This window comes from Microbulbifer guangxiensis (genome assembly GCF_021729075.1).
GTDB lineage: Bacteria > Pseudomonadota > Gammaproteobacteria > Pseudomonadales > Cellvibrionaceae > Microbulbifer > Microbulbifer guangxiensis.
The window spans coordinates 532,259-554,912 of the sequence record NZ_JAJSAQ010000002.1 but is presented as its reverse complement, the minus strand read 5'-3'; the positions used below and the strand labels follow the sequence as shown (position 1 = coordinate 554,912).

At 61.2% G+C, this 22,654-nt stretch carries 20 protein-coding genes; 8 read left to right on the top strand and 12 right to left on the bottom strand.

What is annotated here, in order from left to right; genetic code table 11:
* Positions 1–25: 25 nt before the first annotated feature.
* Positions 26–916 (bottom strand): NAD-dependent protein deacetylase, encoded by an 891-nt coding sequence (locus LVD12_RS06560; protein WP_237066648.1) that lies wholly within the window; start codon positions 914–916, stop codon positions 26–28.
* Positions 917–1,028: 112 nt separating this feature from the next.
* Positions 1,029–2,249 carry a GNAT family N-acetyltransferase gene (locus LVD12_RS06555; protein ID WP_237066646.1) on the bottom strand — a complete coding sequence of 407 codons (1,221 nt, stop codon included), beginning with the start codon at positions 2,247–2,249 and terminating at the stop codon, positions 1,029–1,031.
* A gap of 377 nt (positions 2,250–2,626) precedes the next feature.
* Between LVD12_RS06555 and LVD12_RS06550 the strand changes: the two genes are divergently transcribed.
* Complete coding sequence (locus LVD12_RS06550; protein WP_237066644.1) at positions 2,627–3,706, top strand: hypothetical protein; 1,080 nt, start codon at positions 2,627–2,629, stop codon at positions 3,704–3,706.
* A 116-nt stretch (positions 3,707–3,822) separates the two neighbouring features.
* On the opposite strand, the gene LVD12_RS06545 is transcribed toward LVD12_RS06550, so the two are convergent.
* The 3 genes from LVD12_RS06545 to LVD12_RS06535 all read right to left on the bottom strand — a co-directional run bounded on the left by LVD12_RS06545 (position 3,823) and on the right by LVD12_RS06535 (position 4,909).
* The gene (locus tag LVD12_RS06545) at positions 3,823–4,017 is read right to left on the bottom strand and encodes a hypothetical protein (protein WP_237066642.1); all 195 of its coding nucleotides are present in this window, start codon (positions 4,015–4,017) and stop codon (positions 3,823–3,825) included.
* A 25-nt stretch (positions 4,018–4,042) separates the two neighbouring features.
* On the bottom strand, positions 4,043–4,546 hold the full coding sequence (locus tag LVD12_RS06540; protein ID WP_237066640.1) for a DUF502 domain-containing protein: 504 nt from the start codon (positions 4,544–4,546) through the stop codon (positions 4,043–4,045).
* Positions 4,547–4,624: 78 nt separating this feature from the next.
* On the bottom strand, positions 4,625–4,909 hold the full coding sequence (locus LVD12_RS06535) for a hypothetical protein (RefSeq protein WP_237066637.1): 285 nt from the start codon (positions 4,907–4,909) through the stop codon (positions 4,625–4,627).
* Positions 4,910–5,211: 302 nt separating this feature from the next.
* On the opposite strand from LVD12_RS06535, the gene LVD12_RS06530 reads away from it, so the two are divergent.
* Positions 5,212–5,541 carry a hypothetical protein gene (locus tag LVD12_RS06530; protein ID WP_237066635.1) on the top strand — a complete coding sequence of 110 codons (330 nt, stop codon included), beginning with the start codon at positions 5,212–5,214 and terminating at the stop codon, positions 5,539–5,541.
* Here the strand turns inward: LVD12_RS06530 and LVD12_RS06525 are convergent.
* Positions 5,535–6,470 carry a D-2-hydroxyacid dehydrogenase gene (locus LVD12_RS06525; protein ID WP_237066633.1) on the bottom strand — a complete coding sequence of 312 codons (936 nt, stop codon included), beginning with the start codon at positions 6,468–6,470 and terminating at the stop codon, positions 5,535–5,537. The genes LVD12_RS06530 and LVD12_RS06525 overlap by 7 nt on opposite strands.
* Before the next feature lie 320 nt (positions 6,471–6,790).
* On the bottom strand, positions 6,791–8,833 hold the full coding sequence (gene metG, locus LVD12_RS06520; protein WP_237066631.1) for a methionine--tRNA ligase: 2,043 nt from the start codon (positions 8,831–8,833) through the stop codon (positions 6,791–6,793).
* Between the two features lie 174 nt (positions 8,834–9,007).
* On the opposite strand from metG, the gene apbC reads away from it, so the two are divergent.
* Positions 9,008–10,156 (top strand): iron-sulfur cluster carrier protein ApbC, encoded by a 1,149-nt coding sequence (gene apbC, locus LVD12_RS06515; protein ID WP_237066630.1) that lies wholly within the window; start codon positions 9,008–9,010, stop codon positions 10,154–10,156.
* Positions 10,157–10,372: 216 nt separating this feature from the next.
* Here the strand turns inward: apbC and LVD12_RS06510 are convergent, their stop codons facing one another.
* The gene (locus LVD12_RS06510) at positions 10,373–11,284 is read right to left on the bottom strand and encodes a DUF1579 domain-containing protein (RefSeq protein WP_237066628.1); all 912 of its coding nucleotides are present in this window, start codon (positions 11,282–11,284) and stop codon (positions 10,373–10,375) included.
* Positions 11,285–11,657: 373 nt separating this feature from the next.
* Positions 11,658–12,650: an oxygen-dependent tRNA uridine(34) hydroxylase TrhO gene (trhO, locus tag LVD12_RS06505; protein WP_237066625.1), complete on the bottom strand. Its 993-nt coding sequence runs from the start codon at positions 12,648–12,650 to the stop codon at positions 11,658–11,660.
* Positions 12,651–12,855: 205 nt separating this feature from the next.
* Here trhO and LVD12_RS06500 point away from each other — a divergent pair, with 205 nt between their 5' ends.
* Entirely contained in the window at positions 12,856–13,119 is a 264-nt protein-coding gene (locus tag LVD12_RS06500) for a baseplate wedge protein 53 (RefSeq protein WP_237066623.1), read from the top strand.
* A 405-nt stretch (positions 13,120–13,524) separates the two neighbouring features.
* Positions 13,525–14,019, top strand: a complete 495-nt coding sequence (locus LVD12_RS06495) for a hypothetical protein (protein ID WP_237066621.1) — start codon at positions 13,525–13,527, stop codon at positions 14,017–14,019.
* A gap of 103 nt (positions 14,020–14,122) precedes the next feature.
* Here the strand turns inward: LVD12_RS06495 and LVD12_RS06490 are convergent, their stop codons facing one another.
* From LVD12_RS06490 to ydiJ, 3 genes are all read right to left on the bottom strand, one after another.
* Positions 14,123–14,527: a 3D domain-containing protein gene (locus LVD12_RS06490; protein ID WP_237066618.1), complete on the bottom strand. Its 405-nt coding sequence runs from the start codon at positions 14,525–14,527 to the stop codon at positions 14,123–14,125.
* A gap of 535 nt (positions 14,528–15,062) precedes the next feature.
* Positions 15,063–15,755: a tetratricopeptide repeat protein gene (locus LVD12_RS06485; RefSeq protein ID WP_237066616.1), complete on the bottom strand. Its 693-nt coding sequence runs from the start codon at positions 15,753–15,755 to the stop codon at positions 15,063–15,065.
* Between the two features lie 85 nt (positions 15,756–15,840).
* Complete coding sequence (gene ydiJ / locus LVD12_RS06480) at positions 15,841–18,918, bottom strand: D-2-hydroxyglutarate dehydrogenase YdiJ (RefSeq protein ID WP_237066613.1); 3,078 nt, start codon at positions 18,916–18,918, stop codon at positions 15,841–15,843.
* A 236-nt stretch (positions 18,919–19,154) separates the two neighbouring features.
* Here ydiJ and LVD12_RS06475 point away from each other — a divergent pair, with 236 nt between their 5' ends.
* The 3 genes from LVD12_RS06475 to phrB are packed head-to-tail and all read left to right on the top strand — an operon-like array spanning position 19,155 to position 22,585.
* Positions 19,155–20,132 (top strand): YbgA family protein, encoded by a 978-nt coding sequence (locus tag LVD12_RS06475; protein ID WP_237066611.1) that lies wholly within the window; start codon positions 19,155–19,157, stop codon positions 20,130–20,132.
* 33 nt (positions 20,133–20,165) lie between these two features.
* A complete protein-coding gene (locus LVD12_RS06470; protein WP_237066609.1) occupies positions 20,166–21,128 on the top strand; it encodes a MerR family transcriptional regulator in 963 nt (320 codons plus the stop codon).
* Positions 21,125–22,585 carry a deoxyribodipyrimidine photo-lyase gene (gene phrB, locus LVD12_RS06465; RefSeq protein WP_237066607.1) on the top strand — a complete coding sequence of 487 codons (1,461 nt, stop codon included), beginning with the start codon at positions 21,125–21,127 and terminating at the stop codon, positions 22,583–22,585. Before LVD12_RS06470 ends, phrB begins: the two co-directional genes overlap by 4 nt.
* The last annotated feature ends 69 nt before the right edge of the window (positions 22,586–22,654 follow it).

Sequence of the window (22,654 nt, the reverse complement as noted above, 5' to 3'; positions counted from 1 at the left end):
TGACGGACACCCAGCCCGCGTGTTTTTACAGTAGGGCCAGGGTCTGGGCCAGGGTCTCGCCGATGCGGGCGTGAAGCTTGAGGTCGAGGAGTTCGTCGGCCCGGGTGCGGCCCAGGTTGAGGGCTGCGATGGGTTTGTTCCATTCCCGAGCGTAGCGGCAGAAGCGGAACCCGGAATAGACCATCAGGGACGACCCCACTACCAGGAGTCCTTCACTGGCACGAAGCCCTTCCAGCGCCGTCTGTACTCTTGCCGATGGCACATTGTCACCAAAGAACACCACGTCCGGTTTGAGGATGCCGCCGCACTGTGGGCAGTCGAAGACGCGGAAACCGCTGAAGTCTACCTCCAGGTCGGCATCCCCATCCGGGGCCACACTTGCCTGGAACTTGCGGAACGCGGGGTTCAACTCGAAACAGTGATCATGCACCAGCTGGCGGTCGCAGCGGTAATCGCAGGTCATACAGCGTATTTGGTCGGCGCGGCCGTGCAGGTCGATGACCCGCCGGCTGCCAGCGCGCTGGTGCAGCCGGTCCACATTCTGGGTCACCAGCAGCTCGGCCAGCTCACGTCGTTCGAGCTCCGCCAGATGGTGGTGGGCCGGGTTGGGTCTGGACCTGCGGATCACCGGCCAGCCCACCAGGCTGCGACCCCAGTAGCGCCGACGGGTATCCAGGTTGTTCATGAAATCCTGATGCTGCACCGGCTGTTTTCGCTTCCAGGCACCGTCCTCGTCACGGTAATCGGGGATGCCGGAGTCGGTGCTGACGCCGGCACCGGTCAGGATCATCAGTCGCGGGTGCTGGCGGACAAACGTCGCCAGTCGTGCCGCAGCCTCATCCGGTGACAGCGGACTGGCCGATGGCGCGGGGGGCGAGTGAGGGTGTCTCGCGGTGGGGTTGGTTGATTGGGTCATGGCGGTTTCCGGAACAGCGGGTGCCTCGTGCATCTACTGTAATCCACCCCGCCGTGACCGGAAAGCCATGAGCTTTTGGTCTGGTAGTGACGGGCCCGCAGCTGCAAGCGGGTCAGCGCAGACGCTCGGCGCCCCGTTGCAGGAGTTTACGCGCCCGGTCGTAAAGTCCACTGTCGTGCAGCAACCGGCGAATGGAGCGATCACTCCACTTCACCGCAGTGTCCAGTGCCCGCGCAACACGGGCAGCAGGGGTGTGCCCGTACAGGTGCAGGTTTGCGGTCTCCCTTCGCCAGGTGCCGTGCAGTTCCTTGTAGGGCGCATCGCCGAAGCCAAAATCCAGCCAGCGCACCCCTTCGGCCTGGAGCCGCTCGATCATCCGGCGAATCAGGTAGGCTCCCGGGGCCAGCTGGCGATGCTCTGGCAGGAACGAGGTGGCCATCAGGGTGAAAGTGTTACCGACCCGTGGACCCACCGCATAGGCGATCGGAGCATTGCCCACTTTGAGCAGGTATCCACGCAGATAGCCGTTGCCGGCGAGGATGCCGAGGACCGCATGCCAGTGGCGGCTATCCCGCACTCCCACCCCGATATTGCCCTGGTAGCTCTGCTCACCGATGTTGGCAGCGGACTCAATAAAGGCGCCCACTTCCTCGAGCTGCCGGTACTCGCAAATATCCACTGTCCCGTCGAAGGACTTTTCCAGTTTGCGATCCTTGCGCCGGAATGAGCTGCGGGTCTTGGCCGAATTGGTCACCAGCGGCTGTCTATCACTGTCGGTCAGTTCGGCGAACCACTGTCCGCTGATAATGGGTTTGCCGTCCCCGGCTCCCCGCAGCCCGGCCATAAGGACTTTTCCTATGTGGCTCTCCAGCGGCAGGTGGTGCACGGAAATACAGTCCACCGCACCGCTCTGCAACAACGCCAGCAGGTAATCCGCCTGCAATCGCGCGACTTCTTCCGTTGCGGCTTCGAGGCCCCCGTAGGTAACGTCCAGGCTGCGGAGCCTGGGCATGGGGATCTTCACCGGGCCGATGGACAGTCGCGGGCGGCCGAGACTGCGGCGGCCTAGCAGGATGCCGATGGACTGGTCACCCTGGCTCCACAGCACTGCATGGGGTGTGTTTTCGCCCTCACGGGCATTGAGGAATGGCAGGTAGAAGTCAGGATCGGCATCAACGGAAGTGGGTAGATCTCGATTGCGCATCGCTGCCCAGGATTCCAGAATCCTGCGGGCTGAATCCGTATCCCTGCCCACCTGCGGAAGTGCGCGGGAAAGCGCAGCATCCTGCCTCGCGGCATTGCCGGTAAGCTCTCTGACGATTGGTGCTTCCATCTGAAAACCTCAGGGTAACGTGCGGCGGGTAAATGGTGGGCTGTCCGGTATTGCCCCGGTGGTCGTCATACCACTGCAGAGCGGAGTGTAGTGAGTGACAGAGAGGCGGTGCGACAAGCCATGCCAAAACTTCAATGGATTCCCTGTTGGCGCCCGATGATACGAAAAGTGGAGAAGTGGGAGATTGTCAGCAAAACAGCGGCGGAGTACTTGGGTCAGGTGAATCACGACTGCACCGGGTTTTCTGGCGTGCTGTTCCCTGCACTATTACACGGCCTTTCATATGGCCGCCTAAAGCTTGTTGGAATATTTTTGCTTATGTAGTCTCCCGATACTGCCTGACACGGAGTCAGCGCGGCAAAACCAGGGAGGAATATATGAATATTCTGAAATCTGCGGTAATTGTTAGTGCGATGCTTTGCGGTGCAGCTACCGCTGCAGCTGAAAACAAAGAAGTAGGAATGGTGCCTTTTGACGGGAAGCAGGAGTATTCCCAGTGGATTTATGATGCCAATGCAAAGGGCGTATTTACCCGTGCCGGCGCAATAGATGATAAAACTTTGGTCATTCGGTCCGATAAAGCAGGAATGGATCAGCATGGGTTGGTTGTAAAACGCATAGACGCGACACCTTTTCTCGGCAAGAGGGTCAGGCTGAAAGTCGACTTCAAGCCGACTGATGTCAAACAGTCGGTCATTGTTTTTTTCAATGCCCAAAAACAGCTTGAGAATGAGCGTAAGACGCTGGCCTGGGATAGCACCTGGGTGGAGCCCATTCGCGGCACCAGTGATTGGCAGAGTAAAGAGATGGTATTACAGGTGCCTGAAGAGGCCAGTTTCCTCGCTCTGGGAGCCGGTCTCGCGGGGCCAGGAAAAGTAGAGATTGGCACCGTTGATATTCACGAAGTGCCGATGACCGTCGCGGTGACCGATAAAGAGTACCTCGTAAAGCTTTATGATAATGGTGAGTATAAAAAGTTTCTCGCCGAAATCGAAAATGCGGATATGGGCGATCCAAAATCGCTTCGGTATGCGGAGGTCATGCTCTGGCGATACAGCGCACTGCGGGAGCTAGGTAAAGAGGATGTGGCCGGTAAGCGGCTGGAGGAAATTCGTAAAATCATCGCTGACAGTGACTGGCAGGCAGCAAACCAGTCTATCTGGGCCGCTTTCCTGGAGAGTGAAGTCCTGTACTACTCCGGTAAACTCTCGGAGGAGCAATACATTCGCACGGTGGCTGCACTGGACTTCCCTACCGAAAAGGCGGAAAAGTCGGCGATGAAAGGTGTCTACCGCAGTATCGGTTTCCACAAGCGCCTGAACGGCGATATCGCAGGAGCGAAGAAAGCCTACGCGAAAGCGGCTTCCCGGGAATGGGGCAAAGACCGTGATTACACCACGGTCGACCGTCGCCTGGAGGAGATGGAAAAAGCTCTGGTGGCCATGGAGCAAAACTGACGCACATCATCAGTGAGTTGCAGGAAAGCCCGGTCCGATGACCGGGCTTTCCTGCATTTGGGCTCCGATGGAGAGGCTGCGCCTGAACCTTTACAGCGAATGAATCACACCAGTGCCTACAGTGCCCGGTAGGCGATGGCCAGCCGAATCAGTTGCGATGTGTTGGGGTAGTGAAATAATCGCTCGGTAAGAAAGCCACTGATGAAGGCAATGCCCAGCAGGACGGGCATGGGTATACCCTCCACCTGTTCGCGTACGGCCTGCTGCTCCTGGCTGACCAGTGCCAGGGCCCCCCGGCGCTGGCGGGCCATTTCCCGGGCGCAGTCCTCTATTTGCCTATTTAAATGTCTGACGGACATCGTCGATTGCCTCCATGACCTGCTCCCGGGTTTGTGTGAAACCCAACAGGGAGCGGAGTCGGTTCTGGTACAACAGGATGACAACAAGAATGGCGAGCTGGGCGAGGAAAAAGGCCATAAAACCGATATAGATGGACTGGGAAAAGTAATAGGCAAGAAGCCCGAGCCCGGCGCAGGTGCTGAGCAGGAAAGTGATGGCAAGTGGCAGTAGGACCAGGCTCAGGGCAACGATGCGCTTGCCGGCAGCCAGTGTGCGTTCGAATTCGAGGCGCATCAGTGTCTGCAGATTGCCGGTCCAGTGTGTCACCAGCGTCAGTGCAGCCTCTGCGCGGGCCAGAGTTGAGGCCTCTTGCTCTGCAGATTCTCCATCAGACTTTCCTGGCGATGGTTGATCGGCCTCGGCATACGAATGCCGGCCGCGTCGTTGCGCGGCCGGTTCAGGATTCGCTTTCTCTCTTCCGGGCTTTTGCTCGTCCTTCATCGGGTACCTATGTGCTGCTGTCGCGTCTGGGTAGACCTCTTGCCGGCTAAATGCGAGTTATATGTGCTACCGGCTTCTCTACTTGAGAATCTTTGAGATCAGCCAACCGGCGGCAAAGGCACAGCCGACGCTGACCAGCGGGTGCCGCTGAATGGATTCTTCCAGGCGGTGTTCCATGTCAGTTGCACGGTGTTTGCCTCGCTCGACAGAGGAGCGCGCGCGTTCCTTGACATTGGAGGCCGTGTTGGCGGCCCGCTCCTTGATGTGTGATGCCGTGTCTGCCGCTGCCTCGCCGGCGAGGTTGTACGCCTGATGCAGCTTTTCCCGGCTGGACGAGTTGGATGACGGTTTTGCACTTGCCATAAAATCACCTCCACAGTTTTTGACTGTGGGGCAATCCTATAGTCGCTCCGGGCTGATCCCACGAACAACCATGTTGTACGGTCCGGGCTGTCGGTTGATCGGCTGTCCGATCAGTCAGAGCCATCGGACAATGGATGCGAGTCTGACCGAAAGGTCCATTGCCGTCAGCAGTGGGTGGGTTTCCTCAAGCCACACTAGAGTGCCTAGATGAATTTAGAGAAGCTCTGTGTGTGGAGGTCAGCCCGATGCGACTGCCGCAGTCTGACGCTCGAGCTTGTCCTGACGTTTGAGGAAGGAGCGCCATGAAGATATTCCTCTCCCTCGGCTCCCTGATCTTGCTCTGGGCAGCATCAACCGTCGCCCAGGAACGCTATGTCTGCACGCTGGGTAACACTGAACGCACGATCGAGGTAATTCAAGTCAACCCACCGGCGGGGTTGCCCTGCGAAGTGCGCTACACCAAACCTTCCGGCACCCAGACTTTGTGGCGATCACAGTATCAAGCCGGGTTCTGTGAGGACCGGGCACGGGAATTCGCAGAAAAACAGGTGGGGTGGGGCTGGCAATGCAACCGAGCCCAGGCTCGCGACCCGGCGGCCGGGGAGGTGCTGCCGGAAACGGATCTTCAGTGAGTGGCCATCACGTCCTTTATATTGGCGACGACGCCATTCAGCAGCCGCTGGCGACTCTCACGGCTGATCCAGGCACTGTGTGGGGTGATGATCAGGTTGGGGATGTCAGCATCCAGAAGGGGATGATCCGCCGGGGGTGGCTCTACACTGAGGACATCGAGCCCGGCACCGCCCAGGTGCCCGCTGCGAAGCGCGTCGGCGAGGGCGGGTTCGTCCACTAAACCGCCGCGGGCGGTGTTGACCAGCAGCGCACCGGGCTTCATTGCCGCGAGAAACTCCCGGTTCACCAGTTTGTCGGTCTGCGGTGACAGCGGGCAGTGCAGGCTGATCACGTCCGCCTCGGCCAGCAGCTGGTTCATCGGTATGCGGCCCGGTTTCTTTTCGCCGCTGAAAGATTCTGCCACCAGCACATGCATGCCAAGCGCCCTGCCCAGCTCGGCGGTCCTGCGGCCCAGGTCGCCATAGCCGATGATGCCCAGATTCTTGCCGGCCAGTTCCATCACCGGGTAATCCAGCATGCAGAATACCGGCGATGCGCTCCAGCGGCCCTCTTTCACATCGCGGTCGTACTGGTGCAGGCGGGTGGCCAGGGCAAGGATCAACGCCAGCGCATGCTGGGGCACCGAAGCGCCGGCATAACCCTGTACATTGCGCACGGGAATATTGCGCTCGGCGGCGGCTTCCAGGTCGATATTGTTGGTGCCGGTGGCGCAGACACAGATCAGTTTGAGATTATCGGCACTCTCGATCAGCGCACGTTCCAACACCACCTTGTTGGTAATCACCACATCCGCACCCGCGATGCGCTCGGCCACCTGCTCCGGTGCGGTGGTTTGGAAAAATTCCCACTGCTCTAGGCAGCTTTTCAGTGCAGTCGTGTCCAGCTCTTCCAGTTTCATGGTCAGGGCATCGAGAAAAACACCGCGCATCGTGTGTGCCTCATTCTTATTCGTACTTTTCGGTTCGCTCTTGGTCGATCGGCAAGCGAAAGGTTAGGAGGCGAACTTGATGTTCCGAACCAGCCTGCAGGAAAGCGACAGATTTGTGTCTAGACAGTGTAGTGGCGGCAAAGTACAGGGACGGGGATTTCGAAACGCTGTGAATACGTCCCTGTACGCTCCATCGGCGACGTCCTGTCGCCGATGGTTCGAAATCCCCGTCCCTGCACTTTGCCTTCCGTTTCGGCCTGGCGCTGGTCCGAGGGTGCTGCCCAGCGATAGGTGGTCGGCTAAAAAAATCTGCAGAGAAACTACATCACCCGCATACCCGGCTGGGCGCCGGCATGGGGTTCCAGAATCCACAGGTCCTTGCCGCCCGGCCCCGCCGCCAGCACCATGCCCTCGGAGACACCGAAGCGCATCTTGCGCGGGGCCAGGTTGGCGACCATGACGGTGTGTTTGCCGATCAGGTCTTCCGGGTTGTAGGCGCTCTTGATGCCCGCGAATACCTGGCGGGTCTCGCCGCCGAGATCCAGGGTCAGCTTCAGCAGCTTGCCGGCCCCCTCGACATGTTCGGCATTGGCGATCAGGGCGATGCGCAGGTCGACCCTGGCAAAATCATCGAACTGGATCTCGTCAGCAATCGGGTCGTCAGCGAGCGGGCCGGTCGCGGGCTTGGCCGCTTCCGCCTGCAGCTGGGCCAGGGACTCCTTGGCCGCTTCCAGGATCGCATCCACCTGGGTTTGCTCGACCCGCTGCATCAGCGGCTTGAACTTGTTGATGGTGTGGCCGGACAGGGGCGTGGTGGCTGCGTGCCAGTCCAGCTGGGTGCCCAGGAACTCCTCTGCCTTCACGGCAGTTTCCGGCAGCACCGGCGCCAGCCAGGTGATCAGGGCGCGGAACATGTTCACCCCCTGGGAGCAGATCGCCAGCACTTCCGCCTCCTTACCTTCCTCCTTGGCCAGGGACCAGGGCGCCTTGTCGGCGATCCAGGCATTGGCGGCGTCGGCCAGGGCCATGATTTCGCGCATGGCGCGGGCGTATTCGCGGCTCTCATAGAATTCACTGATGCGCGGAGCGGCCTCGACAAACTGATTCCACAGGGCTTCGTCGGCCAGCTCGCTGGCGAGCACCCCGCCGGACTTGCTGACGAACTTGGCGGTGCGGGAGGCGATGTTGACCACCTTGCCCACCAGGTCTGAATTCACCTTGGCGATGAAGTCTTCCAGGTTCAGATCCAGGTCATCCACGCCACCGGTCAGCTTGGCAGCGAAGTAGTAGCGCAGGTATTCCGGGTGCAGGTGGTCCAGGTAGTTGCGCGCATTGATGAAAGTGCCGCGGGACTTGGACATCTTCTTGCCGTTGACGGTCAGGAAACCATGCACGCATACCTTGGTCGGGGTGCGGAAGTCAGCGGAGTCGAGCATCGCCGGCCAGAACAGGGCGTGGAAGTTGACGATGTCCTTACCGATAAAGTGGTAAACCTCGGCGTCGCTGTCTTTGTTCCAGTAGTCCTGCCAGTCCAGACCGTTCTTGTCGCAGTAATTCTTCAGGCTGGCCATGTAGCCGATCGGCGCGTCCAGCCAGACATAGAAGTACTTGCCCGGGGCATCGGGAATCTCGAAACCGAAGTAGGGCGCATCGCGGGAGATATCCCACTCCTGTAGTCCCTCATCCAGCCACTCGGACAGCTTGTTGGCCACTTCACCCTGCAGGGTGCCGGAGCGGGTCCACTGCTTCAGGAAGTCGGTGAACTCCGGCAGGGTGAAGAAGAAGTGCTCGGATTCCTTCTCGATTGGCGTGGCGCCGGAGATGGCGGACACCGGGTCGATCAGTTCGGTAGGACTGTAGGTGGCGCCGCAGGCCTCGCAGTTGTCGCCATACTGGTCCGGCGTTTTACAGCGCGGGCAGGTACCCTTGATGTACCGGTCGGCGAGGAACAGCTCCTTTTCGGGGTCGAAGGCCTGGGTGATGGTGCGCGAGGCGATATGGCCGTTATCCCGCAGCCGCTTGTAGATCATCGCCGACAGCTCGCGGTTTTCATCGGAGTGTGTCGAATGATAGTTGTCCACACCGATGAGGAAGTCGGCAAAGTCGCGCTCGTGCTCCGCCTGCATGTTGGCGATGTGCTGCTCCGGCGTTAGGCCCAGTTGCTCGGCCTTCAGCATGATGGCAGTGCCGTGGGCATCGTCGGCACACATGTACAGGCAATGGTGGCCGCGGGCCCGCTGGAAGCGGGCCCAGATGTCGGTCTGGATATATTCCAGGATGTGACCCAGGTGCAGTGAGCCATTGGCGTACGGCAGGGCGCTGGTCACGAGGATTTTGCGGGCTTGGGAGCGCGATTCGGACATCGATTTTTCCATGACAGACGGTTTGCGGCCGCCGCGGGCGGCCCCTGAAAAGACCGGCGAATATAGCAGATATGCGGCCTGCACGGCACCCGCCGGGGCGGTGCTGGCACTGGCGCGGGGCATCCCGCACAATGCGGGCAAATTTTGACTGACAGCGGAACAGGGGATGGTGACGTGAGCGAACACGAGCATGACCACGGCGACCTGCCGGAGGGTGCGCAGGCGGAGCTGGAGCGGTTGGCAGAGTGCCTGGGCAGCCTGCACGACCCGGCCACGGGGCGGATACTGGACGAACTGGATGCCGATATCGAGGTGGGCTACGAGGACGACACGGTGTTCGTCGGCATCACCCTGGGCTACCCCTGCGCGAGCCAGGAGGAGGACTGGCGCGAGCGGGTACAGGAGGCCTGCATGCCCACCCTGCGCGGCGGCCCCCTGGGCGGGGCGCACCTGCAGCTTGAGCTGTTCAGCGAGATTCCCGCCACCGAGGGTGGCGAGGTGCCGGAGCACCTGCGCGGTGTGAAGAATATCGTCGCCGTGGCGTCCGGCAAGGGCGGGGTGGGCAAGTCCACTACCGCCGTGAACCTGGCGCTGGCACTGGCGGCCGAGGGCGCCCGGGTGGGGATGCTGGACGCAGATATTTACGGTCCCAGCCTGCCTTCCATGCTGGGTACCGAGGGTGTGCGGCCCGAAGTGAAAGAGCACAAGTTCTTCGTGCCGGTGGAGGCCCACGGCCTCAAGACCATGTCCCTCGGCTATCTGCTGACCGAGGACACTCCAGCGGTCTGGCGCGGACCCATGGCCAGCGGCGCCTTAAATCAGATCCTCACCCAGACCCTGTGGTGTGGCGAAGGCGAGGAGCTGGACTACCTGATCGTGGATATGCCCCCGGGCACCGGGGATATCCAGCTGACCCTGGCGCAGAAGACCCATCTGGCCGGCGCGGTGATCGTGACCACACCCCAGGACCTGGCGTTGCTGGATGCCGTCAAGGGCGTGGAGATGTTCCGCAAGGTGTCGGTGCCGGTACTGGGTATCGTCGAAAATATGTCACTGCACACCTGCAGCCAGTGCGGCCACACCGAGCCGGTCTTCGGCAGCGGTGGTGGCGAGAAGATTGCCGCCGACTACGACACCGGCCTGCTCGGGCAGCTGCCGCTGGACATGGCGATCCGCGAGGGCACCGACCGCGGCCTGCCCAGTGTGGTTGCCGAGCCGGACGGCGAGGTGGCATACAGCTACCGGGAGATCGCCCGCCGGGCAGCGGCAGAAATCTGGCTCAAGGCCGAAGAGGGCGGTGGGCCTGAAATCGAGATCGGTTGAGTCCGGGGGAGTGCCGATGTTGGTGGGGAAATCGACACCCAGTCACGCACAGCCAGCGAATGCGTGAGCGCCCACTTACCTGCCCCTCGTAGAGGGACAGGTAATTGATTGTGGATTTATCCCCGGGGGCAGCAAAGGGGCACCGTCCAAGCCGTGTGCGATGGCCGGCGCCGACCTCATTGAGCTTCGCTCTGGAGCCCGTGCTCCCACGCATGGTCATTCGACCAGGAAGGTAGCGTTCATCTCGCTGGCGTTACTTTTGGAGATCCACAGGTAACGCCCAGGCTCCAGGTCGACAGTGACGTAGCCATGGTTGCCGGCCGGCAATTGCTCCATGCCCCCGACGAATTCAACCGGAGCCGGTGCCCTCAGTCCGCCCACATTGCTCCAGTCCATCCAGTAGGCAACCTTGTCGATATCCGTGTCGCTTTGCAGCCTGGCCAGGTGCAGGTCATAGGGGAAGGGGCCGGGGGGATTCTCGAGGAAATTGACGCGGATCGTCTGGCGGCCGGCCGGGATCTTGGCCGGGGCCTCGATGCCCGTGTTGCGCACGGAAACCTGGCTGCCTGCTGTGGGCTCGGCAATGCCGCCCTGGTTATCGGTTACTTCCACTTGTTGCAGCATGCCCATGGCCGTATGCCACTGGCCGTCCGGTGCCTTGACGTAACACTCCATCAGGTAGATGCCCGGCTCCTTCAGTTCGATGGTGGCATAGGACGTCTTGCCCGGTGCCATCAGGCCAGGACCGCCCGCCCAGGTCATCTGCATTCCCCACGCGGGCATGTGCTCCTGTATGAAAGGGCCAATGTCCGCCTTGGTCAGTTCACCGCTGCGCAGGCCCTCCATCAGCGGATCGAATACCGGCACGACCTCCCTGAGCTGGTCCTCGATCGTTTTGCCTTCGACCAGTTTGTAAAAGGCGACGAAGTGGGCCTGGCCGCCGAGGTTGCGGAAGCGGAAGCGGTGCCAACCCAGGTCGAGCTTTTCCGGCCCTTCGATGGTGTATTCACGGGTGGTGATATCGATGGTCTGTGGCTCACTTTTTTTCGGCTCGGCCAGCGCATTGTGTGCCGGTGCCAGCAGCAGGGTTAAACACAGGGCAGAGAAAGTGCTTCTTATCATGTGCATAGTCATCTCCATTCAGCCGGGCCACGGGTGCCTCCATTAGACTGGAGGGGTGGCTTCAAGAGGATTTCACTGGCTGCGTGCCAGGGTGAAACCGGTTGCATCTAGCGTGTACTAGTGAATGTTCTGCGCGAAGGCAGAAGGGCAGGCTGGGACTGCGATCGGTTAATTGAAGTTATTTGAGTATCCGATCTGGAGGGCACGTTAACACTGTGCAGCTGGGCGCAACAGCTTGCGACGGGCAGGAGGGGCGTTTGTGGCAGGAATGCGGAGCAATACATGTGGACATAAACGACAGAAAGCGCCCCGGAGGGCGCTTTCTGTCAGCTGGGCTGGGAGTGGGCCGGGATTCGACCCATTCCCGTCGGGATCAGCCCTAGGCCCGTGCCCGATCCAGTTCGGCCTGCTGGCGCCGCTGTTCGTACTTCTCACGGCGGCGGGCAGCAGTGATTTCCCGGGCGTCCTGGCCGATGTGTTGTTCTCCACGCTGCCTGGCCAGCTGGATCTGCTTCTCCCGCTCGCGGTAACGGGCGCGGTCGGCCTCTGACACCTTGTCGTAACAGTGCGGGCAGCTGACGCCCTGCTCGAATTGCGGCGACTGCATTTCCTCCTCGGTGACCGGCATGCGACAGGCGTTGCACTGCTGGTAGTTGCCGCGCTCGAGATCGTGGTTCACGGTCACCCGATCGTCGAATACGAAACATTCGCCTTTCCACAGGGTTTCTTCCTTCGGCACTTCCTCGAGGTATTTGAGGATGCCGCCCTGCAGGTGGTAGACCTCGTTGAAGCCCTGTTCTTTCAGGAATGCAGTGGACTTCTCGCAGCGGATACCGCCGGTGCAGAACATGGCCACTTTTTTGTGCTTCTGCGGGTCCAGGTGCTCCTTTACGTAGTCGGGGAACTCGCGGAAGGAATCGGTCTTCGGGTTGACGGCATTCTCGAAGGTGCCGACCTGGTATTCGTAGTCGTTGCGGGTATCGATCACCAGCACTTCCGGGTCGCTGATTAGCGCATTCCAGTCCTGTGGCTTGATGTAGGTCCCCACGGTGCGACGGGGGTCGATGCCCTCCACGCCCATGGTGACGATTTCGCGCTTCAGTTTTACCTTGCTGCGCAGGAAGGGCATCTCATCGGTGTGGGATTCCTTGTAATCCAGCTCCGCCAGGCGCCGGTCAGATTTCAGGTGGGTGAGCAGCGTATCGATGCCCTCCCGGGAGCCGGCAACGGTACCGTTGATGCCCTCTCTGGCCAGCAGCAGGGTGCCGCGGACCTGGTGTTCGAGCATCACGTTCAGGAGTGGGTCGCGCAGGGATTCGAAGTCGTCCAGGGAGACAAACTTGTACAGCGCACAGACTACGATCGGTTTCATGGTTCTACCTCTTGCGGGCCGGAGCGTAAATCCGGGGCAAACAGTCTCCCGGCCGGGAGGCCGGGGGCGAAAATCGCCGCGCATTTTATCCTAGCGGAGAGGATTTGTCGTACATTTATTGGACAGTGACTTGTTATTGACCAGTGGGCCGCAAGTTGTCAAAGTTGCGTCAATTTTATCCCCTGCCCACAGCGAGGCTGTTCCCATGGAAGAAGAGTTTGTTCCCAAAGAGTCTCCCCTGAGCCGGACCTATCAGGAGGGGGATACCACCGTCCATATCGATATCTATGAGGACGGTGAAGGCGGTTGGCTGCTGGAGATTGTCGACGAGGACGAGAACTCCACCGTATGGGAGGATCCCTTCGACACGGAGGAGGAGGCCTTGGAAGAGGCCCTCGAGGCATTGCGTGATGAGGGCATCATGACCTTCGTCGGCCCGGTCGAGGAGGAAGAGGACGAGAGCTGGTAGCAGGGGCAAAGCCCCGTTTCCCAGGTCTTGTGGCTCTCTCCAGACTCCATTTCACCGGCATTCCCTGATTGCCCCGGGTGGCCCCGGGGCTGGTCTCCCATTTCCTTTCATCCCCGGTTCTATCTGCCTTATTGGCTTCCTCCACTTCCCGCGGTCGCCTCAGGTTTGCGCTGAACGGCCGGGCGCTCCTGCGAATTCCTGCTATGGTTAAAAAGTGAAGGGAATCGCGACAGTGTGACAGCACACGACCCAATCGCGGTGCCGTCCGGGAACACCAGGAGTTGTGTTTTCGGCGGCACCACCTGGCGTCAGCGAGCGGTTCCGCGATCCATGATCCCACTCTCCCATCTTCCCTGTTTGCTTCCCCGTGTTGCCGTTCAGGTTTCGGCTGTCCTTGTGTTGTCATTGCCACTATCAACGGCACAGTCGGTGCCGGTCACCCTGCTGGACCAGCGAAAGCTGGAGACAGGACTGGCAGAGGCCCGCCTGCTGGCGGAAATGCGGGGCTTTGCCCTCATTGCTGGTCGCCACTGCATTGCCTGCGATGAAAACACGGCGCTCTATGTGCGCAAGATTTCCCCGCGCAGTGGCTTTGTGGAGCGGATAACCGAGCCCGCGGCCCGCTACACCTATCCAGGCCAGTACCGCGACTACCAGAGCAAGGCAGTGGTGGAGAAGACACGCTTTTTTTACGGCCGCTGTTATGAGGGCCAGACGGCACTGCTGTGGCTCAGTGAGTATCGCGGGCCCGCGGGATGGAACCACGATACCTATGTGATCCTTTTTGGCGAAAAGGGACTCGAGCACCACTACAGTACACAGTACCGGCCGGAGCTCTTTCACCTGGGGCATGAAGAGTGTGTGGAACTGCCCGGCATCGACGCCGAGATCGAGCCCTAGAGGGTAGCGCACGGGTGCAGGACAAAAAAAGCCCCGCTCGGAGGCGGGGCATTCAGACCGCGGTCAGCCGCGGTTTTTAGGGTTGTTCCCTTGATTTCGACGATTACTTGACCGGCTTGTAGACGATCTTCAGCTTTTTCTTGCCCCACTGACGGGCTTTCTTGATGTCTTTTTCCATCCACACATCAATGCGGTTCTTGAATCGCTTGTTCATGCGGTCGCGCACGGTGTAAGTGCCGGGCAGACCTTCAATCTTTACCTTGGCGCCGTTGGTCAGGCCATGCTTTTCCAGGTCGCGGGACACGGCGATGACCTTGTCACCGGGGCGCAGGCGGTTGTTCCAGGCCGCTACCCAGGGGTCGTCGTCGGTCTGGCCGGGTACGGAGTTATAGGCAGTCGCGTCCACAGTCATGGTCTTTTCTACTGCAGCAGACGCGCTGAGGCTCAGGGAGCCTGCAAGAACGGCCGTTACAAAAAATACCCAGTTGCGCAGAGTCTGTTTCAACATGTCCCGATACCTCCGAGATTCAAACGGTCACAAGCCAAAAAGTGCTTGCGAAGTTCCAAGTCCTTTTGGCTATAACTGATCACTCTTTGAACAGTGGTCGCTATATTACGGGCCATGTCCGGCTTATCAAATTTTTCTGTCCCTTAGACTCAGGTTCGATCAGGAACACGTTTTTCAGCCACAGAATGGCAAGCCATCTCGCATAACCGTGCCGATGGGGAATATGATTCTTTCAAACACGGTTTTGGTTAATAAATGATCAGCCGGGTCCGGTCACTGGAGAAATGGAGTCCGGTACCATCGGGGGATAATGACAGCGATGTCTTCCTAATAAAGCCGATGTTGTGCTGGAAATCCGGTTTCTAAGCATTGTCCCAAAAGTAAAAAATTCTCCCCCGATTATTTGCGACTGCCAGGTCAAATGCATGTGAGTGCGGGCGGCGCGGATGAAAAATCCGAGATTTCTGGGAGATCAGAGGATGTCAGCGGTGTCATCGCCGCTTGTCAGCGATGTCTTCGGGGAGATCGGGACGGTTCAGAGCGCGGTGGTGGTGGCCCGGGCCGGCGGGTTGAGCTGCTCGCGCAGGGCCAGCAGATAGGCCCGGTCCTCTTCCAGGTCTGCAAAGCCGTGCTGCTGATCCAGGGCCACGGCTTTTTCCAGCCAGTCGACGGCCTCCGTCAGGTTGCCCTGCCACTCGCAGACCTGCCCCAGGTTGAAGTAGGTGATGGCGAGGTTGTGCCACTCCTCCAGTTCGGCCAGATCGGCAACAGCATCCCGGTAGAGGAAATAGGCGTTGCGCAGCAGGTCGTTCTGCTTGCTGCCTTCCACCGTCGCGGCCTGCTGGTGGTAGGTGTGGGCCAGCGCCGACCGCACCCGCGCTGGTGAGTGGGCCAGGGTTTCCCCGCTGTCGAGGAAATCGAGGACGGATTCAAATTGTGCCCGGGCCAGTGGGTAGAGGTCTGGCCGCAGCTCGCCGCCGAGGGCGCTGAGCACAATGCCGTAGCGGTAGCGGAGGTTGTTCTGCTCACCTGGCTCTTCCGAGAGGGCGGCGATGGCCTGCTCGTAGAGGGGCAGGGCGGCATCGTAATCACCCTCCATAGCAAGGGCCTCTGCCTCTGCCACCAGATCGGGGGCAGACTCCGCCGCAAGTGCAGCGGGCGCGAGCATGGCGGCACAGAGAAGCAGGGGCTTGAGGAGGTTCGGCATGGCAGTCAACGCGGTACTCATTATTTCCAGAGCGGTTTGGCCCGGGGCTCGCCCGGGCCTGGCCGGTGATGCGGCGGGGGGCAGTTGTCCCGCACCCCGGCACACATCACTCAGTAAACCGCGAATCGGCCATTTGTGCCAGCAATCCCTGCAGCGGATGGCGCAGGGTTACACCCGCAAAGCGTTTGCTCTGGCAGCGGCAGGAGTAGCCGCTGGCGAGTAGTGACTGGTTGTCGCCATTCAGCCGCGGGGCCCAGGACTGCTGGAAGATGGTGCGGGACGTCTCCTTGTTGGCGGTCTCGTGCCCATAAGTACCGGCCATGCCGCAGCAGCCGAGGCTCTCGGTGTGCAATTCCAGCCCCAGGGCCGCAAACACGGCCTGCCAGTCTTTCAGCGAGGCAGTGGCGTTAGTCTGCTCGCTGCAGTGGGGCAGCAGGCGGAAGCTGCCGGCGCTGACCCGCGGCCGCTGTCGTTCCAGGTGATCGCGCTGGCTCACGAGCCACTCCTGCAGCAGTTGCACCGCCGGGGCGCCGTCACCGAGCACCTTGCGGTATTCGGAGCGGTAGGTGAGGGTCATTGAGGGGTCGATGCCCACCAGGGGGATCCCGCTGGCGGCCAGTTCCTGCAGCAGCTCGCTGTTGGCCTGGGCCACACGGCGGAACGGCCCGAGGAAGCCGTGCACGTGCAGGGGCTTGCCGTTGGCGCGGAAGGGCGCCACCAGCGGATAGAAATCCAGCTGTTTCAGCAGTCGCAGTGCGTCCGCCACCACCTGGGCATCGAAGTAGCTGGTGAATGCATCCTGCACGATGATGACCGCGCGATTGCGCTGTCCCGGACCCAGGGCCGCGATGGTGGCGGGGCGGGCCAGGGGAACCCCCATCTCCTCCATCTCTTCGCGCAGGCTTTTGCGCGACAGTGCCGGGCTGTCCGCCAGCCCGAGCCCCCGCTCGAGGAGCCAGCGTGTCGGCGCAAACTTCAGCGGCCAGTTGTACAGCTGCGGCGCCCGCGACAGGTGTGGCACGATGAACTCAAGGGCGCCAACAAAGTAATCCTTCAGTGGCCGCAGGTAGCGGCTGTAGTAAAGCTCCAGGAACTTGGCGCGAAACTCCGGCACGTCCACCTTGATGGGACACTGGCCGACGCAGGACTTGCAGCCGAGGCAGCCCTGCATGGCCTCGTTCACTTCGTGGTTGAAGTCGTATTCGCCCCGCGCCCGGGCGAGAGAATTCTTGATCCGGCCGGGCAGGCCCACAAAGAAGGAACGCTCGCGGAATTTGCGGCTGGCTTCCACCGCGTCCACGCCCTGGGCGCTGAGCAGTCGCAGCCACTCCCGCATCAGCGAGGCGCGCCCCTTCGGGGAATGGATCCGCTCCCGGGTGGCCTTGTAGGAGGGGCACATGGCGGAATCCGGGTCCCAGTTGAAACAGGCACCGTTACCATTGCAGTGCACCCCCTCGCTGTAACCGTCCCAGACCTGCACCGGGATCTGCCGGTCCCGCTCGCCACGGGTGGGCACAGCATCCACCTTGAGTAGCCCGGAGGCGCGACTGGGGGTGGCGATCTTGCCGGGGTTCAGCTGGTTGCGGGGGTCGAAGGCCGCCTTGACCTTTTGCAGTTCAGCGTACAGCTCGCCGAAGAATTCCGGCGCGTATTCCGAGCGTACCCCCTTGCCGTGTTCGCCCCACAGCAGGCCTTTGTACTTCTGCGTCAGCGCCACCACCTTGTCGGTAATGGGCCGGATCATGGCCGCCTGCGCCGGATCCTTCATATCGATGGCCGGGCGCACGTGCAGAACGCCGGCGTCGACATGGCCGAACATGCCGTATTCCAGACCTGCCTCATCGAGCACCGCGCGGAACTCGGCGATGAAGTCCGCCAGATGCTCCGGCGGTACGCAGGTGTCTTCCACGAACGGGATGGGACGCTTTTCCCCCTCGGCATTGCCCAGCAGGCCAACCGCCCGCTTGCGCATGGCCCAGATGCGGTTGACCTCGTCGTGCCCGCGGGCAATGGAGTAGCCGAAGCTCTTGCCCGGCTGGCCGACGGCGCTGTCGATCAGGTCGGTAAAGCCACGCAGGGCCTCTTCCAGAACCTGCTCGGAATCTGCCGTGTACTCCACCAGGTTGATGCCGCGCACCGGGCGCTCATCGGCGGGGAAAAACTCACTGACGCTGTGCCAGACGATATCCGCCATGGCCAGCTGCAGTACCTTGCTGTCCACCGTCTCGATAGACGTGGGGCCGGCGGCCATCAGGTCCTTGGCGTCCCGCAGGGCATCCTGGAAGTTGTCGTATTTGAGGTTCACTAGTGCGACGCATTTGGGGATTGGCAACACATTGAGCCTGGCCTCGGCGATAAAGCCGAGGGTGCCTTCGGAGCCGCAGAGCACACTGTTCAGGTTGAATTGCGCGGCGTTCCCTGCGTTCCTTCCGTCACCTTCACGCAGATGGGCCAGGTCATAGCCGGTCAGGCAGCGGTTGAGCTTGGGGAAGCGTTGTTCGATCAGCTCGGCCTTGTCCCGGGCAATCTCGTCACAGACCCGGTGCACACGGCCGGCGCGACCATCTCGCTCAGCGATTTGGGCCAGTTTGTCGTCGCTGACCGGCGCGGAGTGCCACAGCTCTCCGCCGAGCAGCACGGTGGACAGTTCCAGCACGTGGTCGCGGGTCTTGCCGTAGACGCAGGATCCCTGGCCGGAGGCGTCGGTGTTGATCATGCCGCCGATGGTGGCGCGATTGCTGGTGGAAAGTTCCGGGGCAAAGAAGAGCCCGTGCGGCTTGAGCGCGGCGTTGAGCTGGTCTTTCACCACGCCAGCCTGCACCCGCACCCAGCGCTCCTCTGCATTGATCTCGAGAATCCGGTTCATATGCCGGGAAATGTCCACCACCAGGCCGTCGGTCAGGGACTGACCATTGGTGCCGGTGCCGCCACCGCGGGGCGACAGCACTACCTGGTGGAACTCTTCCCTATCCGCGAGTTGCGCCAGCAGCTGCAGGTCATGGTTGTCGCGGGGGTAGACCACCGCCTGCGGCAGCACCTGGTAAATGGAGTTATCTGTGGCCAGCACCGTGCGGTTTGCATAGGTGGGGCTCAGGTCGCCGCGAAAACCCGCGTCACGCAGGGCCTGCAGGAACTGCAGGTACAAGGCCTGAACCGGATCGACTTCACGTAGTGCTGGGATCATGGATTTGTCCGTGACTCTCAGGAGGTCTGGCATTGTAGCGGTGGGGCATCGTGGCGCAAGCGCGGCCCGGGTCACTGTCTCCTCGGGGACATTCCAGTGGCGCACCGGTGCTACAGAAGACCATTGGCAACGCTGGCAAGAGGGAGGGGGCTCTTACCTATACAAAATTTATTCTTGTACAACTCGGGATTCGGGGTTATAAAACTTGTACAGGTTTTTCAGGGTGTACAAGTGCGATGAAAATCGAGTTGCTGACCGGCAAGATCCCCGTGGGCATCAGTCAGTGCGCCATGGGTGACGCCGTGCGCTATAACGGCGGCCACAAACACAGCAAGGTCTGTACTGAATTGCTCGGGCGGGTGTTCGAGTATGTGCCGCTTTGCCCGGAGGTCGCCATCGGCATGGGCGTGCCGCGGCAGCCCATCCGGCTGGTGAAGAGCGATCCGTCCCCGGAGGCGGAGATACGGGTGCTGGGGGTGGATGACCCGACACTCGATGTCACCGAGCCCCTGCGGAATTACGCCGACAGTGTCGTGCCGGAGCTGCAGGGGGTGCGTGGGTACATCTTTATGCAGAACTCCCCCAGCTGTGGCCTCAAGGGGATCCGCCGCTACCTGCCCAACGGGCACGGCCACGACAGCGACGGTATGGGTGTCTACGCCGAGCGCCTGCGGGATCGCTTCCCGGACATGCCCATGGAGGAAGTGGGGCGGCTCAACAACAACGATATTCGCGAGAATTTTCTGACCCGGGTGTTTGCCTACGATGCCTGGTTCCGTTACGTCGAGGAAGATCCGCAACCGGCCCGCCTGATCGAGTTCTTCACCGCCTACAAGTACCTGCTGCTGGCCCATCACCAGCAGAAGACCCGCGACCTGGGCCAGGTGCTGGCCAACTCGAAAGGGCGCGAACAGGGGGAGCTGGCGCTGGAGGTGCGCGGGCGGATGATGGAGATCCTGTCCCACATGGCCAGCCGCAAGGACAAGACCAATGCCCTGATGCACAGTCAGGGGCACCTGAAGGGCTATCTGAGTAAAGAGGAAAAGGCGGAGCTCACCCAGCTGATTGACGAGTACCGGCGGGGACTGAAGCCGGCCTCGGCAGTATTGACGCTGCTGCGTCATTACCTGCCCCGTACCCCCCACAGTTTCATTCACAACCAGATGCTGCTGGCCGCGGAGCCAGCCGAGATGGGGCTGTGCGACTTTCACTAGTCCGCAGCAGATGTTCCCCGGAGAAGAGATACCGTGTCTGATACAGAAACACCGACACCGGCAGTGACAGAGAAGCCCACAGACAACCGCGCCGAAGCCCCGGCGGCCGCGCCCAGCCTGACCATCGGAGAGGTGGCCCAGCGCACCGGGGTGAACCCGGTGACCCTGCGCGCCTGGGAGCGCCGTTACGGCCTGTTGATTCCGGGGCGCACCGGCAAGGGCCACCGGCTCTACAGCGAGTGCGATGTGGTCAGGATCCGGGATATCCAGTCCTGGCTGGCCCGCGGTGTCGCCATTGGCAAGGTCAGGCCGCTACTGGAAAAACCGGATGAGCCCGCACCGGCGGAGGACAGCTGGACACAGCTGGTGGCGGATACCCAGTCGCTGGTGGAACACCTGAAAACGGCTGAACTGGAGCGCCATCTGGAGCAGCTGCTTTCCGCCTACCCCCTGCCACTGCTGCTGGATCGCTGGCTGGCGCCACTGCACCGCAAATTGAGCCGCCAGCATCGCTACGGTAACAGCATCGGCCAGGCCCTGTTCTGGCGCCAGCTGGGCGAACTGCTGGCAGTGAACCTGCGCGCCGGGCGGCGCGGTCGCAAGCGTGGCCCGTCCCTGGGGCGGCTGTTGCTGCTCACTTTCCCCGGGAGCGAGCAGGGGGTGTTTGCCCAGCTGTTCGAAGCGGCGCTGACGGATATGGGGTTCGAGGTTTTCGGGCTTGCACCCGAGGCGGAGCTCGGCGAGCTGGCCTTTGCCGAGAAGAATCTGCACCTCGATGGCGTGGTCTGTTACAGCCATCATGCACTGCCGATGGCCATCCTTGGCAGCGGGCTGGAACGGGCGCGCAAGGGGCTGCGGGTGCCGCTCTGGTTCGCCGGCGGCTTTGTCGAACTGCAGCAACGGGACCTGCGCAGGCTTGCACAGCATGGCCAGACCGGGTTGCTGAATGGCAGCACGGGTGAGGTACTGGCACAACTGCGGGAGCAATTCTCATGAGTGACAGGTTCGAGCACGAGCGCGGACTGGTCTGGTTCCGCACGGACCTCCGCGTCCATGACAACACGGCGTTGCATCGGGCTGTGCAGGCCTGCCATTCGGTCGCGGGTGTTTTCATCGCCTGTCCGGAGACCTGGCAGAGCCATGACGAGGGTGACAACCTGGTAGCCTTCCGCCTCGCCTGCCTGCGCGAATTGCAGGCGGCGCTTGCCGAGCGCAATATCCCGCTTTATTTCCTCGAACTGAAACGCTTCGAGCAGGTGCCCGAGGCCATGGCACAGATCGCCGGCAAACTCGAGGTGGCGGCGGTATTCGCCAATGCGGAGTATCCGGTCAACGAGCAGCACCGGGACGAGGGGGTGCGCAAGGCCCTGAAAGAGATCGGGATTCCCATCGAGTACAGCACCGACCGCACGCTGGTCTCCCCGGGCGCGATCAAGACCAATAGCGGCGATGCCTACAAGGTCTTCACGCCCTTCAAGCGTGCATTTATCGAGCAGTGTGGCGGCGGTGACTTCTCGCCGTTGCCCGCACCACGCAAGCGCGACACCGTGGACTGGCCCAGCTGGTTGCAGATCAAGGGTGAGGAGAACCTCCGCCAGACGATTCCGAAAACCGTGGCGGGATACAGCGCGGTCGCTGATCAGGATGGCAAACTGCTCGGCTGGGAGCCGGGCGAGAAGGCCGCTCTGAAAAGGCTCGACGCCTTTGAGGAGCAGATCGACGCCTACGAAGAAGAGCGGGATTACCCGGGGATCGATGGTACATCGCGCCTGTCGCCCTACCTGAATGCCGGCGCCCTTTCGGTGCGCCAGTGTGCCCACATGGCGCTCGAGTGCAACCGCGGGCGCTGGAAGGGCGGCAGTGAGGGGGTCGACTGCTGGCTCGGCGAACTGATCTGGCGGGAGTTCTACACCCATCTGATCGTGGCTTATCCCCGCCTGTGCAAACACAAGCCGTTCAAGTCGGAAACCGAGGGCGTGCCCTGGTCCGGTGACGAGCTGGCGTTTCGTCGCTGGTGCAAGGGCAAGACCGGAGTGCCCATCGTCGATGCCGCGATGCTGCAGCTGGAGCAGACCGGATGGATGCACAACCGCCTGCGCATGGTGGTGGCCTCCTTCCTGACCAAGAACCTGCTGATCGACTGGCGCTGGGGCGAACGCTATTTCATGAACCAGCTGATCGATGGCGATTTCGCCTCCAACAACGGCGGTTGGCAATGGGCTGCGTCCACCGGCACCGACGCCGTGCCGTATTTTCGTGTTTTCAATCCCTACAGCCAGTCCGAGAAATTTGATCGCCATGGCGAATTTATTCGTCATTTTCTGCCGCAGCTAAAAAAGCTCAGCGACAAAGAAGTGCACAGCCCACCGCCAATGGAGGGGTATCCGCCGCCCATTTGTGACGTCAAGGAAACCCGCAAGAAAGCCATTGAGGTCTTTGCCGACCTGAAGTGACGGGTGTGCCGTCGGCGTGTTTGTTATTCCTTGCAGGATGCTGTTGCCGCCGCTAGTGACAGCGAAAAT

Coding starts and splice junctions, on each gene's coding strand:
- LVD12_RS06510 (WP_237066628.1), bottom strand. CDS start 11,284: ATGCACATGATAAGAAGCACTTTCTCTGCCCTGTGTTTAACCCTGCTG.
- LVD12_RS06525 (WP_237066633.1), bottom strand. CDS start 6,470: ATGCGCGGTGTTTTTCTCGATGCCCTGACCATGAAACTGGAAGAGCTG.
- metG (WP_237066631.1), bottom strand. CDS start 8,833: ATGTCCGAATCGCGCTCCCAAGCCCGCAAAATCCTCGTGACCAGCGCC.
- LVD12_RS06500 (WP_237066623.1), top strand. CDS start 12,856: ATGGAAGAAGAGTTTGTTCCCAAAGAGTCTCCCCTGAGCCGGACCTAT.
- LVD12_RS06545 (WP_237066642.1), bottom strand. CDS start 4,017: ATGGCCCGCCAGCGCCGGGGGGCCCTGGCACTGGTCAGCCAGGAGCAG.
- LVD12_RS06555 (WP_237066646.1), bottom strand. CDS start 2,249: ATGGAAGCACCAATCGTCAGAGAGCTTACCGGCAATGCCGCGAGGCAG.
- LVD12_RS06530 (WP_237066635.1), top strand. CDS start 5,212: ATGAAGATATTCCTCTCCCTCGGCTCCCTGATCTTGCTCTGGGCAGCA.
- LVD12_RS06560 (WP_237066648.1), bottom strand. CDS start 916: ATGACCCAATCAACCAACCCCACCGCGAGACACCCTCACTCGCCCCCC.
- phrB (WP_237066607.1), top strand. CDS start 21,125: ATGAGTGACAGGTTCGAGCACGAGCGCGGACTGGTCTGGTTCCGCACG.
- trhO (WP_237066625.1), bottom strand. CDS start 12,650: ATGAAACCGATCGTAGTCTGTGCGCTGTACAAGTTTGTCTCCCTGGAC.
- LVD12_RS06475 (WP_237066611.1), top strand. CDS start 19,155: ATGAAAATCGAGTTGCTGACCGGCAAGATCCCCGTGGGCATCAGTCAG.
- LVD12_RS06550 (WP_237066644.1), top strand. CDS start 2,627: ATGAATATTCTGAAATCTGCGGTAATTGTTAGTGCGATGCTTTGCGGT.
- LVD12_RS06485 (WP_237066616.1), bottom strand. CDS start 15,755: ATGAGTACCGCGTTGACTGCCATGCCGAACCTCCTCAAGCCCCTGCTT.
- ydiJ (WP_237066613.1), bottom strand. CDS start 18,918: ATGATCCCAGCACTACGTGAAGTCGATCCGGTTCAGGCCTTGTACCTG.
- LVD12_RS06490 (WP_237066618.1), bottom strand. CDS start 14,527: ATGTTGAAACAGACTCTGCGCAACTGGGTATTTTTTGTAACGGCCGTT.
- LVD12_RS06535 (WP_237066637.1), bottom strand. CDS start 4,909: ATGGCAAGTGCAAAACCGTCATCCAACTCGTCCAGCCGGGAAAAGCTG.
- LVD12_RS06540 (WP_237066640.1), bottom strand. CDS start 4,546: ATGAAGGACGAGCAAAAGCCCGGAAGAGAGAAAGCGAATCCTGAACCG.